Genomic DNA, 19,172 nt, shown 5'->3' on the forward strand with positions numbered 1-19,172 from the left:
AAGTGTATAGAAAAAAACGGGTATGTCAAGAAAACCGCAATTTCCCGCGCTTAAAGCCGTAGGCTTGCGCGGGCGAGCGCGTTTAAATCATCGTTGCCGGATGAATATCCGGTCTCAACGCCTATGTTCACTCTTTTAAAACCAAACTCTGCGCCAAGCGCGTGGTTGTGCCGTCCGTCCAATTCATTTATCTGCGAACGGGCGTAGGCGTTTGTATCGTTCCAGTTATAAGCAATCTTCGCTTGCATAACCGTGGAGCGTATTTCCTGTTTCACATCGTTGAACTGTGTTCCCGGGGCAATCCGCGAAATTAAATCACCGCTTTCTAATGCTCTCTTGATTGACACTTCCATACCGCGACCGTCAAGGCCTCTGTCGTAGGAAAATGCCGCCACAATCACACCGGAATACTCTTTTGTCTCGTCTCCCAGCACCTGCGCGGAACCGCCAAAATTTAGACCGATTGCGTTATATGCGTTGAGTTCAAATCCGCCTCCCGCATCAACAAAAAAGTTGTCATTTACAGATGCGTCTCCGGTGTCATACCGCACACTTCCGAGACCGTAGGGACGCACGGAGAGGTGGTCGCTGAAATTGAATGTATATCCCGCTTCGCCTTCAAAACGGAAACGCTGGTTAAGGGAAGTTAAATCGGAAAATTTGGAGCCGGAATCAGACACTGCTTCCGAAATCTTTATGCCATACCACATGGCTTTCGCACGCGCCGTGAAGTCCAGAGCGCCAAACGCTACCGCCTGTTCCAACCCCCCGGCCGTAACCCAGTCAAGTGACGTTACATCCCAGCTGTTGAAAATGTCCGAAGCCGCGTAGTTTTCCTCTATCGTGTGCTTGCCAAACCCGATTCCGCCGAGCGCCCAGAATGTCATCCCCTTGTATGGATGCACTGCGAAATACGGATAAATGCTTCCGCCGAAGGTTTCCACGCCGCCATCTCCGTTCACTGCGCCCGTTGTGAAGGTGTAGTCCGTACTGCCAAAGTTGAACCCCAGAGAAATCCCGGTTGTGAAAAGTTCCGTTCTTCTGTCAATTCCGAACAAAGTGCTTTTTGTACTGCCTTTGTAATCGCTCGTTATTCCGCTCCGGGTTGGGTCGCCTTCAAAAAACTGCACGCCGCCGCCAATCCAGAATGATGAGTCCGTTCCTATCGGCATTTCAAAACTGCCGTCATTCAAACTTTCCATTAAATCGGGCACCTGAAGTTTGTAATTGCCTTCTCCCAAATGGCTCACGCCGTCGTAAAGGGTTTTGGCTATAAACTGCTCAATGCCCTTTACTTCGTTTCCGCCGACCTTAATGCGCGGTGAGTGCGACCGCGAAGAACCCATTCTTGCTTCTATCATTCTCATATTTGAGCCGACAAAGTTTTTGGACAATGTTCCCAGAGTTATCTCGTGGAAATCTTTGCGTTGCTCTTCTTGCAGTTCCGGCGGGGGAACAAAAACAAGAGTCAGAACCGCGACATTTGACGCAGCGCAGGCGCTGCTGTTTTGGGAGAGACTACGAGCCTGAGTACAAGTAGAGTTACCAGACATGCCTGCAGTAATTAAAGCGCCGCCAATTCTAATCATTACTTCAGTTGTCTCAGTAATCGCGGTTGGATCGCCTGAAAGTGTGAATTGCCCGCGCCTCTGGGTGATTACCCTTAAATCAGTAATGGTAATCCCCGCAGGAAGAGTCAAAAACTCCGCATGGTTAGGCAACAGGGCAAGATTCGCCACTCTCACCATGTCAGTTCCTTCCAGTGTCCAGACAAGCCCCGCCCGGTCGCCCAAATCTTTATTTTGTCCGCTGAAGCGGACGGCAGCCGGAAGATCAATCGTGATGGTTACACTACCATCTGCAAAAGCGGAAGATTGTATTTCGTTGGGGGTAAGCGTTATGTCATACGCGGCAACAACCTGCGCCCACGCCTGCGCGGGAACGCAAAGCAGAAAAAAAGCAATAATTAGACAGCGGAGAGGGGCTCTACCCCCCCCCCAAAAAAGTTCTTAATATCCTTAATAAAGGTAACACGCAAAAATCTTCTCCTCGCATCAAAAAAAATTCCGGAACCGACAGGCATTCTACCCCAACGGCGGCGGCGCGGTCAAGAAACCCCGTTAGCCGTCTTTATTTCCAAGCAATTCAAACAATTCATCCGAAATCGCGCGGAATTCTTCAAGACTGAGTGTTTCAGCCCTGCGCGAGCCGTCAACTCCCGCGCCTTCAAGGGCGCGTAAGACATCACGGGACGGGAACGCTGAAAACAGTGAGTTTTTTACCATTTTTCTGCGCTCCGAGAATGCGGCACGGACAGTTTTGCGGTAAAACTCCCCGCTTTTGAGCGGCAACCGGGTTCCTTTGAAAGGAACAAGGCGCACAACCGACGAAGTAACGGCGGGGCGTGGATTGAAAAGCGCGGGAGAAACATCAAAAAGTTTTTCCGCCTCAAACGCCATCTGAATAACCGCAGACAGCGCGCCGTAGGATTTTCCGCCCGGAGGGGCAACAAGGCGCATGGCGACTTCCTTCTGGAGCATAATAACCGCGAGTGAAAAAAGCGCGCGGTTTTCCGTGAGTATTCGCAAAACTCCCGAAGATATTCCGTAGGGCAGATTACTTACCATTTTCAGAGAACGCCCCCGATAAAAATCCTCAATGCCGATTTTCATCGCATCTCCGTGTGTGAGTTCAAAGTTTGGATTGGAAATTATGTCGGTCGGGAACGCTTCAACAAGCCGCCGGTCTTTTTCAACGGCGCGGACTTTTGCGCCGGCCGCAAGAATGAAACGGGTCAGGTCTCCGTGCCCCGGACCGATTTCAATAACCTCGTCCGAGTTATCAAGACGCGCGGCGGCGCAGATTTTTTCAAGGGTTTTTCCATGACGAAGAAAGTTCTGCCCGAGTTTTTTTTTCGGTTTGAAGTCCGGCTGCATATCACTGACGGCGGAAAATAAAAATCTTTTCGCCCCTCTTTATAAGACCAAGTTTTTCCCTTATGAGCCGTTCGGCGTGCTTCTCGTCCGCTCCGCCCGTTTGTGTGGAGTTTGGCAGCCGGGTGAGCGAAAGGGCGTTCAAACGGTCTCTGCGCGCGGCGAGCCGCTCTATTCTTTTTTCCACTTCGGTTCTTTCGCGCTTCAAATCAAGAAACTGTTTGAATTCAAGGGCGAAAAACAGCGCGGAAACCGTAACGGCTGAAAGAACGGAAACTATAAAAATGCGGTGGTTTTTCATGGTGGAAACCGATTTTTTCTTATGATACTTGTTCACGGTTTGAAAACCAAAGACACGGAAACCCGCCGCCCCGATTGTCAAATAAAACCGCCTGTTGTATTATGGATTTGTATTCCGTGTCCGCACGGAGAATTCCGTAAGGCATTGTCAAAATGAAAAAAACCGCCCTCGTAACAGGAATAGCCGGACAAGACGGCGCTTATCTGGCGAAACTTCTGCTGGAAAAAGGTTACCGCGTTATCGGCGGAGACCGTAGAAACTCACGCGGCTCTTTGTGGCGGCTGGAAGAGCTCGGCATTCTGGATAAGGTTGAAATCATTTATCTTGAAATGGGGGAACTCACAAATATCTACAGAACGATTGAGAAGTTTGAATTATCTGAAATATACAACCTCGCCGCGCAATCTTTTGTCGCCGCATCATTTGAACTGCCGCTTTTAACATCCGAAGTAACCGGCGTGTCGGTCTTACGAATGCTGGAAGCCATAAGACAGATAAACCCCGAAATAAAGTTTTATCAGGCATCAACTTCCGAAATGTTCGGCAAAGTACGGCAGTCTCCGCAGACGGAAAAAACCCCGTTTTATCCGCGCAGTCCCTATGGGGTGGCAAAACTTTTCGGACACTGGACAACGGTAAATTACCGTGAGTCATACGGAATTTTTGCAGTGTCGGGAATACTTTTCAATCACGAATCCCCTCTGAGAGGCAAAGAGTTTGTAAGCCGCAAAATCACCTCCGGAATGGCGGAAACAAAAAACGGCGGAAAGGCGCTTGAACTCGGCAATCTCAACACAAAAAGAGACTGGGGTTTTGCCGGAGACTATGTTGAGGGAATGTGGCTTATGATGCAACGGCAAACACCGGAGGACTATGTGCTTGCCACCGGCAAACACTATTCGGTGAGAGATTTTGTGAACATGGCCGCGCCGTATTTCGGGTTTGATATTGTCTGGGAAGGGGAAAACACCGAAGAAAAAGCGATTGACAAAAAAACCGGTCGGGAAATCGTCAGGGTAAATCCGGAATTTTTCCGTCCCGCCGAAGTCTTTGAACTTCTGGGCGACGCGGGCAAGGCAAAATCGGAACTGGGCTGGGAACCAAAAATTTCTTTTGAAAAACTGGTGGAAATTATGTGCGTCAGTGAACTGCGGAGAAATCCTTAGAAAATTATTGCGGACTCCGGAAAGACACTAAGAAAAATTCAAAAACGGGTTTGACTCTCTTTCAATGCCTATTGTCGTTTCGGGACCGTGTCCGGAAAGAACCCTGTATGAATCCGGATAGACGAGCAATTTTTCATTTATTGAGCCCACAAGTTCCCCCATTGTCGTTCCGCCGGTCAGGTCAACTCTTCCCACGCTTCCCGCGAAAAGAGTGTCGCCCGAAATAATCACATCCTCCACAACAAAGCAGATGCTCCCCCATGTGTGCCCCGGCACAAGAAGCACTTCGGCCTGGAGTCCGCCTATGGCGATTTTTTGCCCCTCCTCCACATACTCCTCAACTTCGGGCGTCTCAACATCGCCGAATGCGGGATACCTTTGGCACGCCTCGGGAAGAATGTCCAGAACGGGCTGCTCTTTTTCGTGAATGCTGAAAGAAACGCCGAGAATGTTCTTCGCGGTCTGCACTCCGGCAACATGGTCTATGTGCGTGTGTGTGTTGATTATGCGGTTTATTTTAAGACCGGTGCTCTCAACTTCCGCCATTATTTCAACTATCTGCTCGCCGGGGTCTATTAAAATACCCTCGCGCGAATTCTCATCGCCAAGTATGTAACAGTTTGTGAGAAACATCCCGCCGGGTACGCATTTTACTATCATATAACCACTCCGTTTGAGGTCATAGACTACACTTGCGGGCGGGGCGCGTCAAAAACTACGGGGCGTCAGGGCGAAATCTCAAAAAGAGCCCACTTGCCGTTGCGGACGACCCTGCGGAACGGCCCCAGAGACTGAAAACGGCTTATATTCTCTCCCCGTGTGAGCACGTATCTGTAACAGCATCCGTAATCCGCCGGGTTTTCCGAGCCGAGAACCGCAAGCATTTTCCGCGTCCGCTCCGAGCCGTTGTAGTGAATGGGAAACGCCGGCAAATTGTCTATAAAATACGGGAACGCGCCGCCGCCGATGAGGAAGTGGTAGTATTCGGGAATATGGTCGTGAAACTGATAGAAATAGACGGGGTCAAGGTGGGCGCTTTTCCCGTCTTCAACAACGGGAAGCACGGCGGAGTTTTTCTGCATGCGCGAAATAACGGGGCGGGCCTCGGCGATTTCGTTTGACAGCTTGTTGTGTAACACGCCCTGCCACAAAGCCGCCGCAACAATTAACACGGCGAAAATCCTCCCCGCGAAACGGCACATCGGCAGACTTGAAAGAACGACCGCGCCGAGAAAATAAACAACCGCGACCAGGCGTATGTTGAAGTATGTGTAAGGCGCGCCGGGGCTGAACGGAAGCGCGAGAAAGCCCACCAAGGCAATCAGAAAAAGCGTGAGGTCAAGCCGTGAAAAGCGCGTTTTCGCGCCGCGCACGGCGGCATACGCAAGAAAACCCCCCACTGCGCCCCACAGGGCAACGGAAATCCAGTCGGGCCCGTTCGTGATTTTCATTCCGGTGAACATAAGAAGAAAAAATTCCACGGTCATGGAAAAAGGCCACCAGAGCGGCTCAAACTCAAAGCCCCGTGAAGTTGAAGACATATACCAAAACGCGAAAAACAGCGTGAAGCCGCCCGTGATAATAATGGCGCGCAAAAACGGCCACCCGCGCTTAAACAGGCAAATCACTCCCGAAAAAACGATGTAAATTGCGCAGGCAAGCGGATGACAGAAGAAAATCACCGCTTGAAAAAGTAGATGGGTGAAAAAATTGCGCGGAGTGAGCGGTTTTTCCGTGGCGAATTCAAAATGCCTCAGCGCCAGCATAAGAACCGGAATGGAAATGAAATATCCCATCAGCCCGATTATGTACATCTGGTTGAAGGCAAGAGGGAAAAGCGCGAGCAAAACCCACGGAACATTTTCCCGCACGCGGGATTCGGACAGCGTGAATGCGGCGACCAGACACACGTAGAGCGAGAGAAACAGCCGCCCCGCCGCCTCTATGCCGACATACGGCTCAAAAAAGCGGAGAAACCAGAAGGTGAGAGAATACGGACCGTAGTTGTTGCGGAGTTCAAAAAAATCAGCCCAGTTGTAAGCGGGATTGTCAAAAGTTGAGGCGGTAAAACCGATGAACAGCCTCATCGGGTAGTCCTGAAGCGGCGGAAATTCCGGCAACCACACAAGCGCAAGGTGGAACGCCAGAAGAACAAAAACAAAAATGCGGAAATCTTTCAGCCCTTCGCGGGCGGGCGAGAATGCGGATCTGAAACCCGAATCAGGCAATGTCTAATTGCCCCATGTTTTTTTCAAATAGTCTTCCCTGCCCGACCCTTTTTTATATCTCCCGTAATGGATTGGGTTTTTCTTGTAGTAATCCTGATGATATTCCTCGGCGCGCCAGAAACGGGTCGCGGGAACAATTTGAGTCGCTATGGGCTGTGAAAACTTGCCCGAATCGGCAAGTTCCTGTTTTGATTTTTCCGCGAGGCGCTTCTGCTCGCCGTTGTGGTGGAAAATAGCCGTTCTGTATTGCTTTCCCTTGTCGGCAAACTGTCCGGACGGGTCTGTGGGGTCTATGTTAATCCAGAAAATCTGAAGCAACTCTTCATACGAAATCTTTTCCGGGTCGTAGAAAACCTCAACCGTTTCGGTGTGCCCCGTAAGCCCGTATGAGACCTGTTCGTATGTGGGATTTTCCTCATCGCCGCCCTGATAGCCGGAATGGACGTAAATCACTCCGTCGGCGCGTTCAAACGGCGGCTCCATGCACCAGAAGCACCCGCCCGCGAAAGACGCGGTGGAATACTGCTCGGAAAGCGCGGCTAATTCACTTTGAGTTTTTTCCACTCCCATTTCTTGCTCCTCGCGACCCGCGCCACAGGAAATAAGCAGGAAGACAGAGGAAATGAGAAACGTGCTGAAAACAAAGTTTCTCAAAATCTCCCCCCTCTATCCTGGTTGCTTGGTGTAGCGCAGATACGGCTTTTTCGCGTCCCAGCCGTTCGGAAACAGGTTTTTCGCCTCTTCGTCTGAAACGGCGGGAATTATGATGACATCGTCCCCCTGTTTCCAGTTTGCCGGAGTCGCCACCTTGCTTTTGTCTGTCATCTGCATGCTGTCAAGAACGCGCAAAATCTCATCAAAGTTTCTTCCGGTGCTTGCCGGATAGGTCAGAGTCAAACGGATTTTCTTGTTCGGGTCTATGATGAAAACGCTACGCACGGTCATCGTGTTATCGGCGGACGGGTGGATCATTCCGTAAAGGTCCGCAACCTGTTTGTCCGCATCCGCAAGCATCGGGAAATCAACCGCCGAACCTTGAGTTTCCTCAATGTCGGACTTCCAATTTTCATGGTCTTCAACGCTGTCCACGGAAAGCCCCATAACTTTGACCCCTCTCCGGTCAAACTCCATTTTTATGCGCGCGACTTCGCCAAGCTCGGTCGTGCAGACCGGAGTGAAGTCTTTGGGATGCGAAAATAAAACCCCCCAGCTGTCCCCGAGCCATTCGTGAAAATTGATTGTTCCCTCTGTTGATTCCTGAGTAAAATCAGGCGCAACATCGCCAAGTTGCAGTGACATAATACAAGCCCCCCTCTGTGTAATTCTGGAAATGTTAAGCGATTGTTACGCTTTTTTCAAGATAGACATCCTGAACCGCGCGAAGAAGGGCGATGCCTTCTTTCATCGGTTTCTGAAATGCTTTTCTGCCGGTTATAAGACCCATTCCGCCCGCTCTTTTGTTTATAACGGCGGTTCTGACCGCCTGTTGCAAATCGTCCCCGCCCGATGACGCGCCACCCGAATTTATGAGCCCTATCCTGCCCATGTAGCAGTTCATAACCTGATAGCGGGTGAGGTCTATGGGGTTTTCCGAAGTGAGCCGCGAATACACCCTGGAACTTGTTTTGCCAAATTTCAAAGCCGTGAAGCCGCCGTTGTTTTCGGGCTGCTTCTGCTTAACGATGTCCGCCTGTATGGTGGCGGCGAGGTGGTTCGCCTGCCCCGTAAGGTCGGCGGCAAGATGGTAGTCGGTTTTGTCTTTTTTGAACGCGGAGTTTCTCAAATACGCCCACAAAACCGTAACAAGCCCGAGTTCGTGAGCGCGCGCGAACGCGCCGGAAATCTCTTCAATCTGCCGCGCGCTTTCGTCCGAGCCGTAATAAATGGTCGCGCCAACCGCGACCGCGCCCATGTCAAAAGCCTGCTCAACGCTCCCGAAAAGCGTCTGGTCGTATTTTTCGGGATAGGTGAGAAGTTCGTTGTGGTTGATTTTGACTATAAAGGGAATCTTGTGCGCGTATGTTCTTGCCACCGCGCCCAGAACGCCGAGAGTTGAAGCGACCGCGTTGCAACCGCCCTCAATGGCGAGACGCACGATGTTTTCAGGGTCAAAATATTCCGGCGCGGGCGCGAAAGACGCTCCGGCGGAGTGCTCAACCCCCTGGTCAACCGGCAGGATTGACACATAGCCCGTGCCGCCGAGCCGTCCGTGCCTGAGAATCTGCGACAGGTTCCTCATAACCGCGGGCGAGCGGTCGGTATGCGAGAAAATCCTGTCAATGTAATCGGGACCGGGCAAATGCAAACCGGCTTGCGGAACCTTGCATTCGTGAGTGAGAAGCGCGTCCGCTTCGGAGCCGAGAAGTTCTGTTATACGGTCTATTTGCGACATCGGGATAAGTTCGGAGACTGGGCAGAGATTACCACAATCACCCCTCTTTTTCATCCAGAATGGAGATGCCCGGCAGGCTTTCGCCGCCGAGGAAGGTGAGAGATGCTCCGCCGCCGGTGGATATGTGGCTGAGTTCGCTGCCGAGAACCTCGGCTTTGCGTATTGCGGCTATGCTTTCGCCGCCGCCCGCAACGGTTGTTGCTCCGCGCCATGTTGCCAGCGCCATCGCACGCGCCACTTGAGTTGTGCCGTTTGAAAATCCGTCAAACTCAAAAACCCCCATGGGCCCGTTCCAGAATATGGTTTTTTTATCCTTTATATGCGAAATGAATTGGACGATTGTCTTGGGACCGATGTCAAAGCCTTTGAGATGGTCCGGAATATCGCCCTCAACAAGAATGGGGTTTTTTGAAATCTCCGTGTCCTCGGCGGCGACATGGTCGCACGGAAGAACTATCTTGCCGCCAAAATCCTTCATGGTGCTCCGCGCCCAGTCAACCATTTCGTCCTCAACAATTGACTGCCCGATGCCGATGCCCTGCGCTTTGAGAAAAGTGTAGGCGACTCCGCCGCCGATAATAATCTGGTCGGCTTTCTCAAGCAGGTCTTCAAGCGCTCTTATCTTGTCCTTGATTTTCACCCCGCCCACAATAACCAGATAGGGTCTTGCGGGATTTTCAATCAGCGTGTTGAAAAAATCCACTTCCTTTTCCACGACGAAACCGGCGAGTTTTCTCTCAAAATATTCGGCGACCCCGTAGGTTGAAGCGTGTCTGCGGTGGGAAGTGCCGAATGCGTCATTGACATAGATGTCGGCAAGTCCGGCAAGTTTGCGGCAGAACTCCTGAGTGCACTGTTTTTCTTCGGGGTGGAACCTCAGGTTTTCAAGAAAAAGAACCTCGCCCTCTCCCAGAGACGCGACCTGCTTTTCCACTTCGCCATTGACAACCTTGCCCGGAAACTTCACGGACTTGCCGAGCAACTCGCCAAGCAACTCCGCCACCGGCGAAAGCGAAAGGGATTGCGAAAATCTGCCCGCCGGACGCCCCAGATGAGACGCGAGAATAACTTTCGCCCCGCGCTCAATCAGGTAGTCAATGGTCGGCAGAGAGCGCCTGATCCTGTAATCCTCGCTGATTTTTCCGCCTTTTATGGGAACATTGAAATCAACCCTGACGAAAAATCTCTTCCCGCGTATTTCGGAATCGGACAGGTCGGAAACGACCATTTTTGACTTCAATTTCCGCGCTCCGCGATAAGGGCTACAAGGTCCGCCACTCTTGAAGAATAGCCGTACTCATTGTCATACCACGCAATAACCTTGACCAGATTTCCGTCCGTAACGGATGTGAGGTAGGGGTCAAAAACCGCAGACTCCGTGCTCCCGACCAAATCCGTTGAAACAAGTTCGTGCTCAAGATAGCCGACAAACCCCGCAAGTTCACTCCCGGACGCTTTTTTGAACGCGCCGTTCACTTCCCCGACGGTGGTTGGGTTTTTCACTTCGCATGAAAAATCCACAAGTGAAACGTTCGGGGTGGGAACCCTTATCGCCACCGCGGACAGTTTGCCTTTGAGTTCGGGGAAAACCACCTGAATCACTTCCGCCGCTCCCGTTGAGGTTGGAATGATGGATTGCGCCGCCGCGCGCGCACGCCTCAAATCAGAGTGCGGGGCGTCGTGTAGGCGCTGGTCGCTTGTGTATGAATGGACGGTCGTCATCGCCCCTTTTTTGATGGTGAAATTTTCGTGAATAACTTTCACGAGCATACTGAAGCAGTTTGTTGTGCATGAGGCGTTTGAGATAATGTGGTGTTTTTCGGGGTCGTAACTGTCGCCGTTGACTCCGAGCACGGTTGTGAGGTCAACCTCGCCCTTTGCCGGAGCGGTTATCACAACCTTGCCAACGGTTCCGCCGAGATGTGCGGCGGCTTCGGAACGGCTTCGGAATATGCCCGTTGATTCAACCACGATATTTGCTTCGCACCCGCTCCAATCTATGTCGGACGGGTTTTTTTCTGAAAAAATCCTTATGAATTTTCCGTCCACCTCCATTCCGCCGTCCCGCGCCGTTACTTCGCCGGGATAAGTGCCGAAAACCGAGTCGTATTTGAAAAGATGCGCCAGCGTTTCCGGCGGGGCGATGTCGTTGACGGCGACAAAATCAAGATTTCCGCCGCGCAGACCCGCTTTCAGAACGCTACGGCCTATTCTGCCGAATCCGTTTATTCCCACCTTGGCTTTCATTGAAAGTATTCAGACCTGTGAAGTTCTCTATAATATCACCCGTCGCGCAAACTCTCAAATAACGGGTGCGCGGAGGTTTTTCACTTCGGGCTTCCTCGTGTAGTATCTGCTCTTATGAAAACAGTAAAAGCGGCGGTTTTCGGAGCGAGCGGATACACGGGAGGCGAACTGTTGCGCCTGCTCGCCGGACACACAGGCGCGAAAACCGTGTGGGCGACTGCGGATAAAAACGCAGGCAGGCGCGTTTCGGAGATATTTCCATCTCTTGCGGGCGCGGCTGACCTCAAACTGCGCCCTTCGGACCCGAAACTTCTGCCGGACGGAATTGATGTGATCTTCACCGCGCTTCCGCACGGAAATTCATCGCGGATAATGAAACGGCTTTTGAAAACCGGCGCGAAGGTTGTTGACCTCGGCGCGGATTTCAGGATTTCGCCCGCGAGCTACAAAAAATGGTATGGCTCGCACCCATGCCCCGAACTCATAAAAACCGCGCACTACGGAATGGCGGAGATCAACGGAGAAAAAATCGCACGCGCGCGCTTTGTGGCAAATCCGGGCTGCTACCCGACGGGCGCGGCTCTCGCTCTCGCGCCGTTTGTGAAAATGATGACCGGAGACCGCGTAATTATAGATTCAAAATCCGGAGTGAGCGGAGCGGGCAGAACGCCTCAGCCCGGACTTATGTTTGGAGAAGTGAACGAATCCGTAACACCCTACAAAGTGAACTTCCACAGGCATATGCCCGAAATTGAGGAAACCCTTTCGGCCTTGCGCGGAAAGAAAACGGTTGTGGACTTCACTCCGCATCTTATCCCGATGGACAGGGGAATTCTCACGACCGCGTATATCCGGCTCAAAAACAAAACCACCGCGACCGCGCTTGCGTCTGCGGCGGAAAAGTTTTACAAAAACAGCCGTTTTGTAAGGGTCTGTCCGGCGGGCAAATACCCTTCAACCGCCGCTGTGCGGGCATCAAACTACTGCGACATTGGGGTCGCGGTGTCGCGTGACGGCAAAACCGCGACCGTAATATCCGCCATAGACAACCTCGTGAAAGGCGCGGCGGGGCAGGCAATTCAGAATATGAACCTGATGTTCGGTTTTGACGAAGACGAGGGGCTCAAAGCCGCGCCGGTTTTTCCGTAAGTTTTTATTCCAAAGGCAAAGAGTTTTGCAATGGGGGTTATCCGTTTAATTCAGGAGTAGAAACATCCCGCCCTGAAATTTCACACCCGCATTCTTGCCAAACATTTTTCAAGCGCATCCTTGAGTTTTTCAATATCGGCGCTTTTCGTAAATCTTCCCACGCTGACGCGCAGACACGAAGCGGCTTTTTCCTCTCCGAGTCCCATCGCGAGCAGAACCTTGGACGGGTCAACGTTGCCCTCGGAGCACGCCGAGCCGTTTGAAACCGAAACGCCCTCAATATCAAGAGCGATAACAAGCGCCTCGCCGTCAATCCCGTCAATTCCGAAGTTTGAAGTGTTGGCGACCCGCTCCGCCGAACCGCCGTTTATCCAACTCCCTTCAATCCGGGAGAGAACAAAACTTTCAAAATCGTCCCTCATCTTCGCGGCTCTTTCCATATCCGCCGTGCTTTCGCCGCACGCTATCTCACACGCCTTGCCGAAGCCCGCGATTGCCGCCACATTTTCCGTGCCGCTGCGCCTGCCCCTTTCCTGCCCGCCGCCGTGAATGAGCGGTTCCGGCGCGGTTCCCTTTCTCGCAAAAACCGCGCCCGCTCCCTTGGGACCGTAAATTTTGTGGGAAGACACCGACGCTAAATCAACGGGCAGGGACGCCAAATCAATCGGTATTTTTCCGGCCGCCTGAACGATGTCGGCATGAAAAAAAGCGCCGCATTCTTTCGCGATTTCCGCCGCGCTCTCAATCGGCATAACAACCCCGGTTTCGTTGTTCACATGCATACACGAAACAAGCGCAGTCCGTTTGCTGACGCAGTTTTTGAGCACATCCATATCGGCAACGCCGTCCGAATCAACCGGAACAACGGTTACCTCAAACCCGCGTGCGCGCAGAAACTCAAACACCTCGCGACAGGACGAATGCTCAACCGCAGTGGTTACGATATGCCGCCGGTCTTCGCGGGCGAAAGCCGCGCCTTTTACGGCAAAATTGTTGCTCTCGCTACCACCGCTTGTGAACACCAAATCCGACGGCGCAGCGCCGAGGAAATCCCCCACCCTCTCCCGCGCGGCGTCAAGAGCGGCTCTCGCCTCACGCCCGTGCGAGTGAACGCTTGACGGGTTGCCGAAAGATTGCGCGAAAAAAATTTCCATCTCCTCCCGTGCGCACGGGTCAAGCGGAGTGGTCGCGTTGTAATCAAGATATACGGAGTCCATTTTATCTGAACAGGTCTTCGGACGGCTTCCTCAAAAGCTCGCCCGCGCCGGAGCCCTCGGGATTGAATTCAAGCCCTCTCACAATAACAACCGGCAGTCCCGAATCCTTTTTCATCAGTATGCCCGCCGCCGCCGCAATCTGGTCTGCGACAGCCATTTCGGTCGCCACGAGGGTCGCGCCGCGCATGTCGCTTTTGCCCCTGTAATCCTCAAGCGCTTTGATGCCCGAACACCCTATCGCTATGTCAACAAGCCCTTCCCTCCACGGTCTGCCGGCGGTGTCGGAAATGATTACCGCAGAGCGAACGCCGATGGTCTCACGCAGTTTTGATGAGATGGAATCCGCCGAAGCGTCCGAATCAACGGGCAGAAGGGTAACGACATCCTCGCCACCGGTGTTTGAAAGATCCACACCCGAATTTGCCATAACCATTCCCGAAGCGGTTTCGGTTATAAGCCTGCCCTTGCCCGGCTCCCTGTTTCCGCCGCGCACAATACCTTTGCGCACAACCCTTCGCGCCTCACGAAGTATGATTTCCACAAGACGCGGGTCTTTGTCAACTTCGTGCGCGAGTTCTTCGGCGGCGGCGGACGGCGTGACTTCGCGCAGGTTGACGGCGCGCCCTTCGGATTTTGAAACTATTTTCTGGGCAATGACAAAAACATTGCCGTTTTGGGGACTCTCGCCCGACTGTTTAAGAGATTGTGTTATCAAACCCGCAACACAATCGCCGGATTTGACCTCAGGCATGCCCTCAAGGGCGGACAAAACAACTTTTTCAGAAGACAATTGCGGGAACCGGCGGCGCGTCCGGAGAGAAAGGTCAGTAGTAGTATCTGTAGGTTTTGACCACAGTCTCTCTGTCGCCTTTTTTCCTGCCCCATATTACAACCTTGCGTGAGCCGCCTTCGCCTTCGGGCTTGGAACTGATAGCCCGGACAGTAAAGGCATTGCCGGTTTTTTTGTTTGTCCAGTTCGCTTCATCTCCCTTTTCCAGACTGATTATTTTGTTTCTGAGAAACGAAGTGTCGTCTGAATTCATAAGGAGTTTCACAACGTCTGCGCGCACGTCCTTTGTGGTTGTCAGCCCCGAAGAAGACAGCGGAGCCAGACCTTCAAGTCCGGAGGATTCCTCTTTTCCCAGAAAAGGGATTTTAAAGGAACAGGAAGCGATAAAAATAACGGCAATCAAAAGCGCCGCCATTCTGGAGAAAGCAGAAAACCCGTTCATCTGGAAACCTCCTGATAAAAATCTTTTATAATGGTAGCATTTTAACGGAAAAAATAAAGGGTGACTGATGGAAAACGGCGATATATATCTTGATAACAATGCGTCTTCCCCCGCTTTGCCCGAAGTTGTGGAAAAGATGGTTGAGGTTTTGAAACTCGCGGGCAACCCTTCAAGCCCCCATTCCTGCGGAAAAAACATCAGAAAAACCATTGAAGACGCGCGCGGCAGTTTCGCGGCGTTTGTGGGCGCGAAGACAGAATCCGTTGTGTTCACAAGCTCCGGCACCGAAGCAAACAACATGGCTCTAACCGTGCGGAAAGAAAACCCCGCACACGAAAAAACAAGAATTGTAACAACACCGGTTGAGCATTCATCGGTGAAGAAAATGTGCGCGAATCTGGAAATTGGCGGCGCGGAAATCGCTTTGGCGCGGGTTGACGGCGGCGGGCTTGTTGATATGCGGGAACTTGAAAAACTGATAGAAAACGGCGCGGATTTGGTTTCGGTTCAGTGGGTCAACAACGAAACAGGAGTTATTCAGGACATTGAAAAAATCTCCGCATTGTGCGGAGAAAACGGGGTTCTTCTCCATACGGACGCGGCGCAGGCGCCGGGCAAAATGGCGGTTGATGTAAGCGCTCTCGGCGTTGACTTTGCCACTTTTACCGGACACAAATTCAACGCTCCGCCGGGCTGCGGCGCGGTTTTCGCCAAAGACATGCTCACGCTCAACCAGATGCTGTTCGGAGGGTTTCAGGAGGGCGGTTTCAGACCCGGAACGGAGAACATAGCGGGAATCGCGGGAATGGGCGCGGCGGCCGAAATAAGAAGACGCTCTCTTGCCGCGGATACGAAACGGCTCGCGGAAATGAGGGATTTTTTTGAAAACGAAATTCTGTCCGCCATTCCGGACACCGCAGTCAACGGAGATACGGAAAGGCGTGTCTGCAACACCTCAAACATAATGTTCGGCGGAGTGGACGGCGCGAACCTGACCGCCGTTCTTAACTCAAAGGGCGTCAAATGTTCTCAAAGTTCCGCGTGCACAACTTCAGACCCTTCCCCGTCCTATGTGCTTACGGAGATGGGAATTTCTCCGGAACAGGCGCATTCAAGCATCCGGTTCAGTTTCGGCGTGGGCAACTCAATGGCTGAAACACGGCGCGCGGTGGAAATCGTAATTGAAGCCTGCGGCAAATGCGCGTAAACCCTCACCGGCCCGCGCGGCGGCGCACGGAGCGAATCACGGAACTCACCGAAACACTCATAACGAATTTTTTCGCGTCATCAAGAAGGATGTAAAGCACCGGCACTATAAACAGCAGAATGACCGTGCCGAAAAGCAGTCCGAAGCCGAGCGCAATCGCCATCGGGGCCAGGAAAGAGGTCTCCCCCCGTGTCTGATACATGAGCGAAGACAGACCGCCGAAGGTGGTCAGCGAGGTTATGATGATGGGCCTGAAACGGTATTTCGCCGCCACGGCAACCGCAAAAATCCTTTTCATATCGCGCCGGCGGCGGTTTATGAAATCCATCAGAACAAGACTGTCATTGACGACCACGCCCATAAGCGCAACCGTTCCGATTATAGCCGGAAGCGTGAACGGCTCGGCTCTGATCAACACTCCGATTAAAACCCCGATAAGTGCGAAAGGCATAACGCTCATGATTATGAGCGGCTGAGCGTATGAGTTGAGAATGGAGGCGAGGACGATGTATATGAGCATAAAAGCGATGATGGAAGCCCGGACAATGTCTTGCAGGGCGGCGGCGAAATCCTCTTCCTCTCCGCCGAATTCAAACGAGTATCCGGGATAGCCGCCGATTACGCCCGAAAGAAATTTTCCGGCTTCGGAGTTGGCTTTGTTTGAAGTTGTAATCGCCTGATCCACTTCGGCGGTAACGGTTGCGGTTCGTCTGTAATCCACCCTTCTTATGTCAAGAAGCGCGGGTTGAACCTCAATGTCCGCAACGCTACCGAGGGTTATCCTGCCTCCCTGCGCGGTTTTTATCTGATGGGTGTTCAGCAAGGACACAACATCCGCCGGCGGGCTCCTGTATTTGAGGCGGATACTCGCCTCCTCTTTTCCCACGCGCGTGAGGGCGGCGTCAACACCGTCTCCAAGCGCCCTGACCTCTCTCGCTATCTTCACCGTGTTAAGTCCCAGTTCGGAAGCTTTCTTTTCATCCACATTGAGATTGACCTCACTCTTGCCCCAAACAAGGTCACTGCTGATACCGTAAACGCCCGGAATATCCACAAGAAACCTCTCCAGCCGCGTGGAGATTTCTTCCAGAACCCTTGAATCCCCACCCATTATCCGCACATTGACGGGCTTGCCCACGGGTGGACCCACCTCCGCCACGAAGTCTGTAATTTCCGGCGCGGAAACCGAGCGCGCGACCCGATCTCTGACCTTGTTCATAATCTCCTTGCCGTTTTCGGAGCGTTTCTCAAAATCCTCGTATTCAACAAAAAGAGTCGCCACGTGGTCGCCCGTGGTTGTTACTTCATCTCCTCCGCCCGAATCCACCCCCACAACAGACAAAATGTTCTTGAGAACATGTGGCGGCGTCTCATTTTTTGTGATTTCCTCAATCTGCTTTACCGAACTTTCGGTGTAATCAAGGCTTGACTGCGCGGGCATCCTGACACGTACAATGAACTCCACCGTGTCGCGCAGATAGAAAATGACAACCGGCATCCTCGCCGCCACCGCGAGAGACACAAACAGAACCGCGAACATCACGGTCATTACCGCGTAGCGTTTTCTGAGAACGAAAACAAGCGCTTTGATATAGGAGGCACGAAGCGCTATAACCCATTTCCGTGATGTGTTTCTCGTAACCGGCTTGAGAAACTCCGCGCAGTGCGAAGGCATTATCAAAAACGCCTCTATCATTGAAACCAGGAGGGCGAAAATCGCCACCTGCGGAATTATGGAGAGAAACTTGCCTATGAGTCCGCCGGCGATAAGAAGCGGCAGAAACGCCGCAAGGTTGGTCAGCACGGTTGCCATAACCGGAACCGCCACTTCGCGCGTTCCTATGAGCGCGGATTTACCCGCTTCCATGCCGGAGGTTACGTACCTCTGCACGTTTTCGACCACCACAACCGCATCATCAACCACTATCCCTATGACAAGAACCATGCCGAACATTGAGATGAGGTTGAGCGTCAAGCCGAACATTTTCATAAGTATCAAAGCGCCGAAAAATGAAATCGGTATGCCGGCGGCGGTAATGGCAGCGGCGCGCGGATTGAGAAAAAGCGCGAGCACTACAAGCACAAGGGCGAGCCCTATGGAACCGCTTTTGAGCATCGTGGAAAACCGTTTCTGCGCGACCACCGACTTGTCATTTGTGATGAAAACATCAATGCCTTCGGGAAACTCGCCGCGCACGGCATCTATCTCTTTGTGAATCCGTTTGACGGTCTCAACGGCGTGGGCGTTCTTCTGCTTGTTAATAAGAAAGGAGACCGCCGGCAGGCCGTTGATGCGCGAGCGCGTAACCTCTTTTTCCGTTCCAAGCCTCACCGCGGCGATGCTGCTCATGGGCACCTGCCCGTCTCCGGTCGGGATTGGAATGGAGAGGATTTCGCCCTCTGAGCGCAATTTCCCCTTTGTTCTTATCAGATACTCAAACTCGCCCTGACGCATTTTGCCGCCGGGCAGGTCTATGTTTCTTCCCTCCACCGCCTCTTTGACCTCTCTTATTGAAAGGTTGTGCTGGCGCAGTTTCAGGGGATCTATTTCAACCCAGAAAACGGGGTCGCTCATGCCCGAAGTGGTGAGCGAGCCAACTCCCTTGACGAGGCGGATTTTGTCTCTGAGTTTCAGGGCCTCGGCGCGCAGAATAAGAGGGTCAACCGTGCCGCCTATTGAGACGTTAATGAGCGGGAAGTTCGGTTCAAACTCTTTAACAACCGGCTCCTCAATGTCTTCGGGAAGCCGCGAGCGCACCCGCGAAACGCGGGAGTCAACATCCTGTGCGACCTTCACGGGGTCTTCGCCGGGGCGCAGCTCAATCACTATTACCGAAGAACCCTCCGAAGAAACCGAGCGCACCTTGTCTATCGCGGACAGGTCGCTTATCTCCTCCTCAATTGGAATAGTTACAAGACGTTCAACATCCTCGGCGGTCGCGCCCTGATAGGAAGTGCGGACTGTAACGATTTCAAGCCCCACCGAGGGAAAGGTTTCAAGCGGAAGAGAGAGGTAGATGAGAAATCCCGAAATAATCACTCCGACCATCAACAGGTTGGAGAAGACAGGATTCCTGATTGAAAAACCTATCAAGTTCAT

17 protein-coding genes are annotated in these 19,172 nt (G+C 52.5%); 3 read left to right on the forward strand and 14 right to left on the reverse strand.

The annotated features are described in order from the left end of the window. Window positions 1-50: 50 nt before the first annotated feature. From ACY430_RS00500 to ACY430_RS00510, 3 genes are all read right to left on the reverse strand, one after another. Window positions 51-1,793, reverse strand: coding sequence for an autotransporter outer membrane beta-barrel domain-containing protein (locus ACY430_RS00500; RefSeq protein ID WP_462136952.1), 1,743 nt, complete (start codon window positions 1,791-1,793; stop codon window positions 51-53). 327 nt (window positions 1,794-2,120) lie between these two features. Continuing rightward, on the reverse strand, window positions 2,121-2,936 hold the full coding sequence (gene rsmA, locus ACY430_RS00505; RefSeq protein ID WP_462136953.1) for a 16S rRNA (adenine(1518)-N(6)/adenine(1519)-N(6))-dimethyltransferase RsmA: 816 nt from the start codon (window positions 2,934-2,936) through the stop codon (window positions 2,121-2,123). Between the two features lies 1 nt (window position 2,937). After that, a complete protein-coding gene (locus ACY430_RS00510; RefSeq protein WP_462136954.1) occupies window positions 2,938-3,270 on the reverse strand; it encodes an FtsB family cell division protein in 333 nt (110 codons plus the stop codon). Window positions 3,271-3,386: 116 nt separating this feature from the next. Between ACY430_RS00510 and gmd the strand changes: the two genes are divergently transcribed. Beyond that, window positions 3,387-4,400, forward strand: a complete 1,014-nt coding sequence (gene gmd, locus ACY430_RS00515) for a GDP-mannose 4,6-dehydratase (RefSeq protein ID WP_462136955.1) — start codon at window positions 3,387-3,389, stop codon at window positions 4,398-4,400. Between the two features lie 27 nt (window positions 4,401-4,427). Here gmd and ACY430_RS00520 read toward each other — a convergent pair whose 3' ends face one another. From ACY430_RS00520 to gap, 7 genes are all read right to left on the reverse strand, one after another. Continuing rightward, window positions 4,428-5,060 carry an MBL fold metallo-hydrolase gene (locus ACY430_RS00520; RefSeq protein ID WP_462136956.1) on the reverse strand — a complete coding sequence of 211 codons (633 nt, stop codon included), beginning with the start codon at window positions 5,058-5,060 and terminating at the stop codon, window positions 4,428-4,430. Window positions 5,061-5,125: 65 nt separating this feature from the next. Next, the gene (locus tag ACY430_RS00525; protein WP_462136957.1) at window positions 5,126-6,628 is read right to left on the reverse strand and encodes a hypothetical protein; all 1,503 of its coding nucleotides are present in this window, start codon (window positions 6,626-6,628) and stop codon (window positions 5,126-5,128) included. Window positions 6,629-6,631: 3 nt separating this feature from the next. Continuing rightward, complete coding sequence (msrA, locus tag ACY430_RS00530; protein ID WP_462136958.1) at window positions 6,632-7,198, reverse strand: peptide-methionine (S)-S-oxide reductase MsrA; 567 nt, start codon at window positions 7,196-7,198, stop codon at window positions 6,632-6,634. 96 nt (window positions 7,199-7,294) lie between these two features. Beyond that, window positions 7,295-7,927, reverse strand: coding sequence for a peroxiredoxin (locus tag ACY430_RS00535; protein ID WP_462136959.1), 633 nt, complete (start codon window positions 7,925-7,927; stop codon window positions 7,295-7,297). A gap of 34 nt (window positions 7,928-7,961) precedes the next feature. Continuing rightward, the gene (locus ACY430_RS00540; protein WP_462136960.1) at window positions 7,962-9,020 is read right to left on the reverse strand and encodes a class I fructose-bisphosphate aldolase; all 1,059 of its coding nucleotides are present in this window, start codon (window positions 9,018-9,020) and stop codon (window positions 7,962-7,964) included. Between the two features lie 37 nt (window positions 9,021-9,057). Further along, complete coding sequence (locus tag ACY430_RS00545; RefSeq protein WP_462136986.1) at window positions 9,058-10,248, reverse strand: phosphoglycerate kinase; 1,191 nt, start codon at window positions 10,246-10,248, stop codon at window positions 9,058-9,060. A gap of 8 nt (window positions 10,249-10,256) precedes the next feature. Further along, window positions 10,257-11,267 carry a type I glyceraldehyde-3-phosphate dehydrogenase gene (gene gap, locus ACY430_RS00550; protein ID WP_462136961.1) on the reverse strand — a complete coding sequence of 337 codons (1,011 nt, stop codon included), beginning with the start codon at window positions 11,265-11,267 and terminating at the stop codon, window positions 10,257-10,259. Between the two features lie 114 nt (window positions 11,268-11,381). Between gap and argC the strand changes: the two genes are divergently transcribed. Further along, a complete protein-coding gene (gene argC, locus ACY430_RS00555) occupies window positions 11,382-12,416 on the forward strand; it encodes an N-acetyl-gamma-glutamyl-phosphate reductase (protein WP_462136962.1) in 1,035 nt (344 codons plus the stop codon). Between the two features lie 80 nt (window positions 12,417-12,496). Here the strand turns inward: argC and ACY430_RS00560 are convergent, their stop codons facing one another. The 3 genes from ACY430_RS00560 to ACY430_RS00570 are packed head-to-tail and all read right to left on the reverse strand — an operon-like array spanning window position 12,497 to window position 14,865. Further along, window positions 12,497-13,633, reverse strand: coding sequence for a cysteine desulfurase family protein (locus ACY430_RS00560; RefSeq protein WP_462136963.1), 1,137 nt, complete (start codon window positions 13,631-13,633; stop codon window positions 12,497-12,499). A gap of 1 nt (window position 13,634) precedes the next feature. After that, window positions 13,635-14,423 (reverse strand): coenzyme F420-0:L-glutamate ligase, encoded by a 789-nt coding sequence (gene cofE / locus ACY430_RS00565; RefSeq protein ID WP_462136964.1) that lies wholly within the window; start codon window positions 14,421-14,423, stop codon window positions 13,635-13,637. 34 nt (window positions 14,424-14,457) lie between these two features. Beyond that, entirely contained in the window at window positions 14,458-14,865 is a 408-nt protein-coding gene (locus ACY430_RS00570; RefSeq protein WP_462136965.1) for a hypothetical protein, read from the reverse strand. A 67-nt stretch (window positions 14,866-14,932) separates the two neighbouring features. On the opposite strand from ACY430_RS00570, the gene ACY430_RS00575 reads away from it, so the two are divergent. Further along, window positions 14,933-16,072, forward strand: coding sequence for a cysteine desulfurase family protein (locus tag ACY430_RS00575; protein ID WP_462136966.1), 1,140 nt, complete (start codon window positions 14,933-14,935; stop codon window positions 16,070-16,072). Between the two features lie 4 nt (window positions 16,073-16,076). Here the strand turns inward: ACY430_RS00575 and ACY430_RS00580 are convergent, their stop codons facing one another. Next, on the reverse strand, window positions 16,077-19,172 hold the full coding sequence (locus ACY430_RS00580; RefSeq protein ID WP_462136967.1) for an efflux RND transporter permease subunit: 3,096 nt from the start codon (window positions 19,170-19,172) through the stop codon (window positions 16,077-16,079).

Source organism: Candidatus Mycalebacterium sp., assembly GCF_977828045.1.

Coding starts and splice junctions, on each gene's coding strand:
- ACY430_RS00520 (WP_462136956.1), bottom strand. CDS start 5,060: ATGATAGTAAAATGCGTACCCGGCGGGATGTTTCTCACAAACTGTTAC.
- gap (WP_462136961.1), bottom strand. CDS start 11,267: ATGAAAGCCAAGGTGGGAATAAACGGATTCGGCAGAATAGGCCGTAGC.
- ACY430_RS00560 (WP_462136963.1), bottom strand. CDS start 13,633: ATGGACTCCGTATATCTTGATTACAACGCGACCACTCCGCTTGACCCG.
- ACY430_RS00575 (WP_462136966.1), top strand. CDS start 14,933: ATGGAAAACGGCGATATATATCTTGATAACAATGCGTCTTCCCCCGCT.
- ACY430_RS00570 (WP_462136965.1), bottom strand. CDS start 14,865: ATGAACGGGTTTTCTGCTTTCTCCAGAATGGCGGCGCTTTTGATTGCC.
- msrA (WP_462136958.1), bottom strand. CDS start 7,198: ATGGGAGTGGAAAAAACTCAAAGTGAATTAGCCGCGCTTTCCGAGCAG.
- gmd (WP_462136955.1), top strand. CDS start 3,387: ATGAAAAAAACCGCCCTCGTAACAGGAATAGCCGGACAAGACGGCGCT.
- ACY430_RS00535 (WP_462136959.1), bottom strand. CDS start 7,927: ATGTCACTGCAACTTGGCGATGTTGCGCCTGATTTTACTCAGGAATCA.
- rsmA (WP_462136953.1), bottom strand. CDS start 2,936: ATGCAGCCGGACTTCAAACCGAAAAAAAAACTCGGGCAGAACTTTCTT.
- ACY430_RS00540 (WP_462136960.1), bottom strand. CDS start 9,020: ATGTCGCAAATAGACCGTATAACAGAACTTCTCGGCTCCGAAGCGGAC.
- ACY430_RS00545 (WP_462136986.1), bottom strand. CDS start 10,248: ATGGTCGTTTCCGACCTGTCCGATTCCGAAATACGCGGGAAGAGATTT.
- ACY430_RS00580 (WP_462136967.1), bottom strand. CDS start 19,172: ATGAACTTGATAGGTTTTTCAATCAGGAATCCTGTCTTCTCCAACCTG.
- argC (WP_462136962.1), top strand. CDS start 11,382: ATGAAAACAGTAAAAGCGGCGGTTTTCGGAGCGAGCGGATACACGGGA.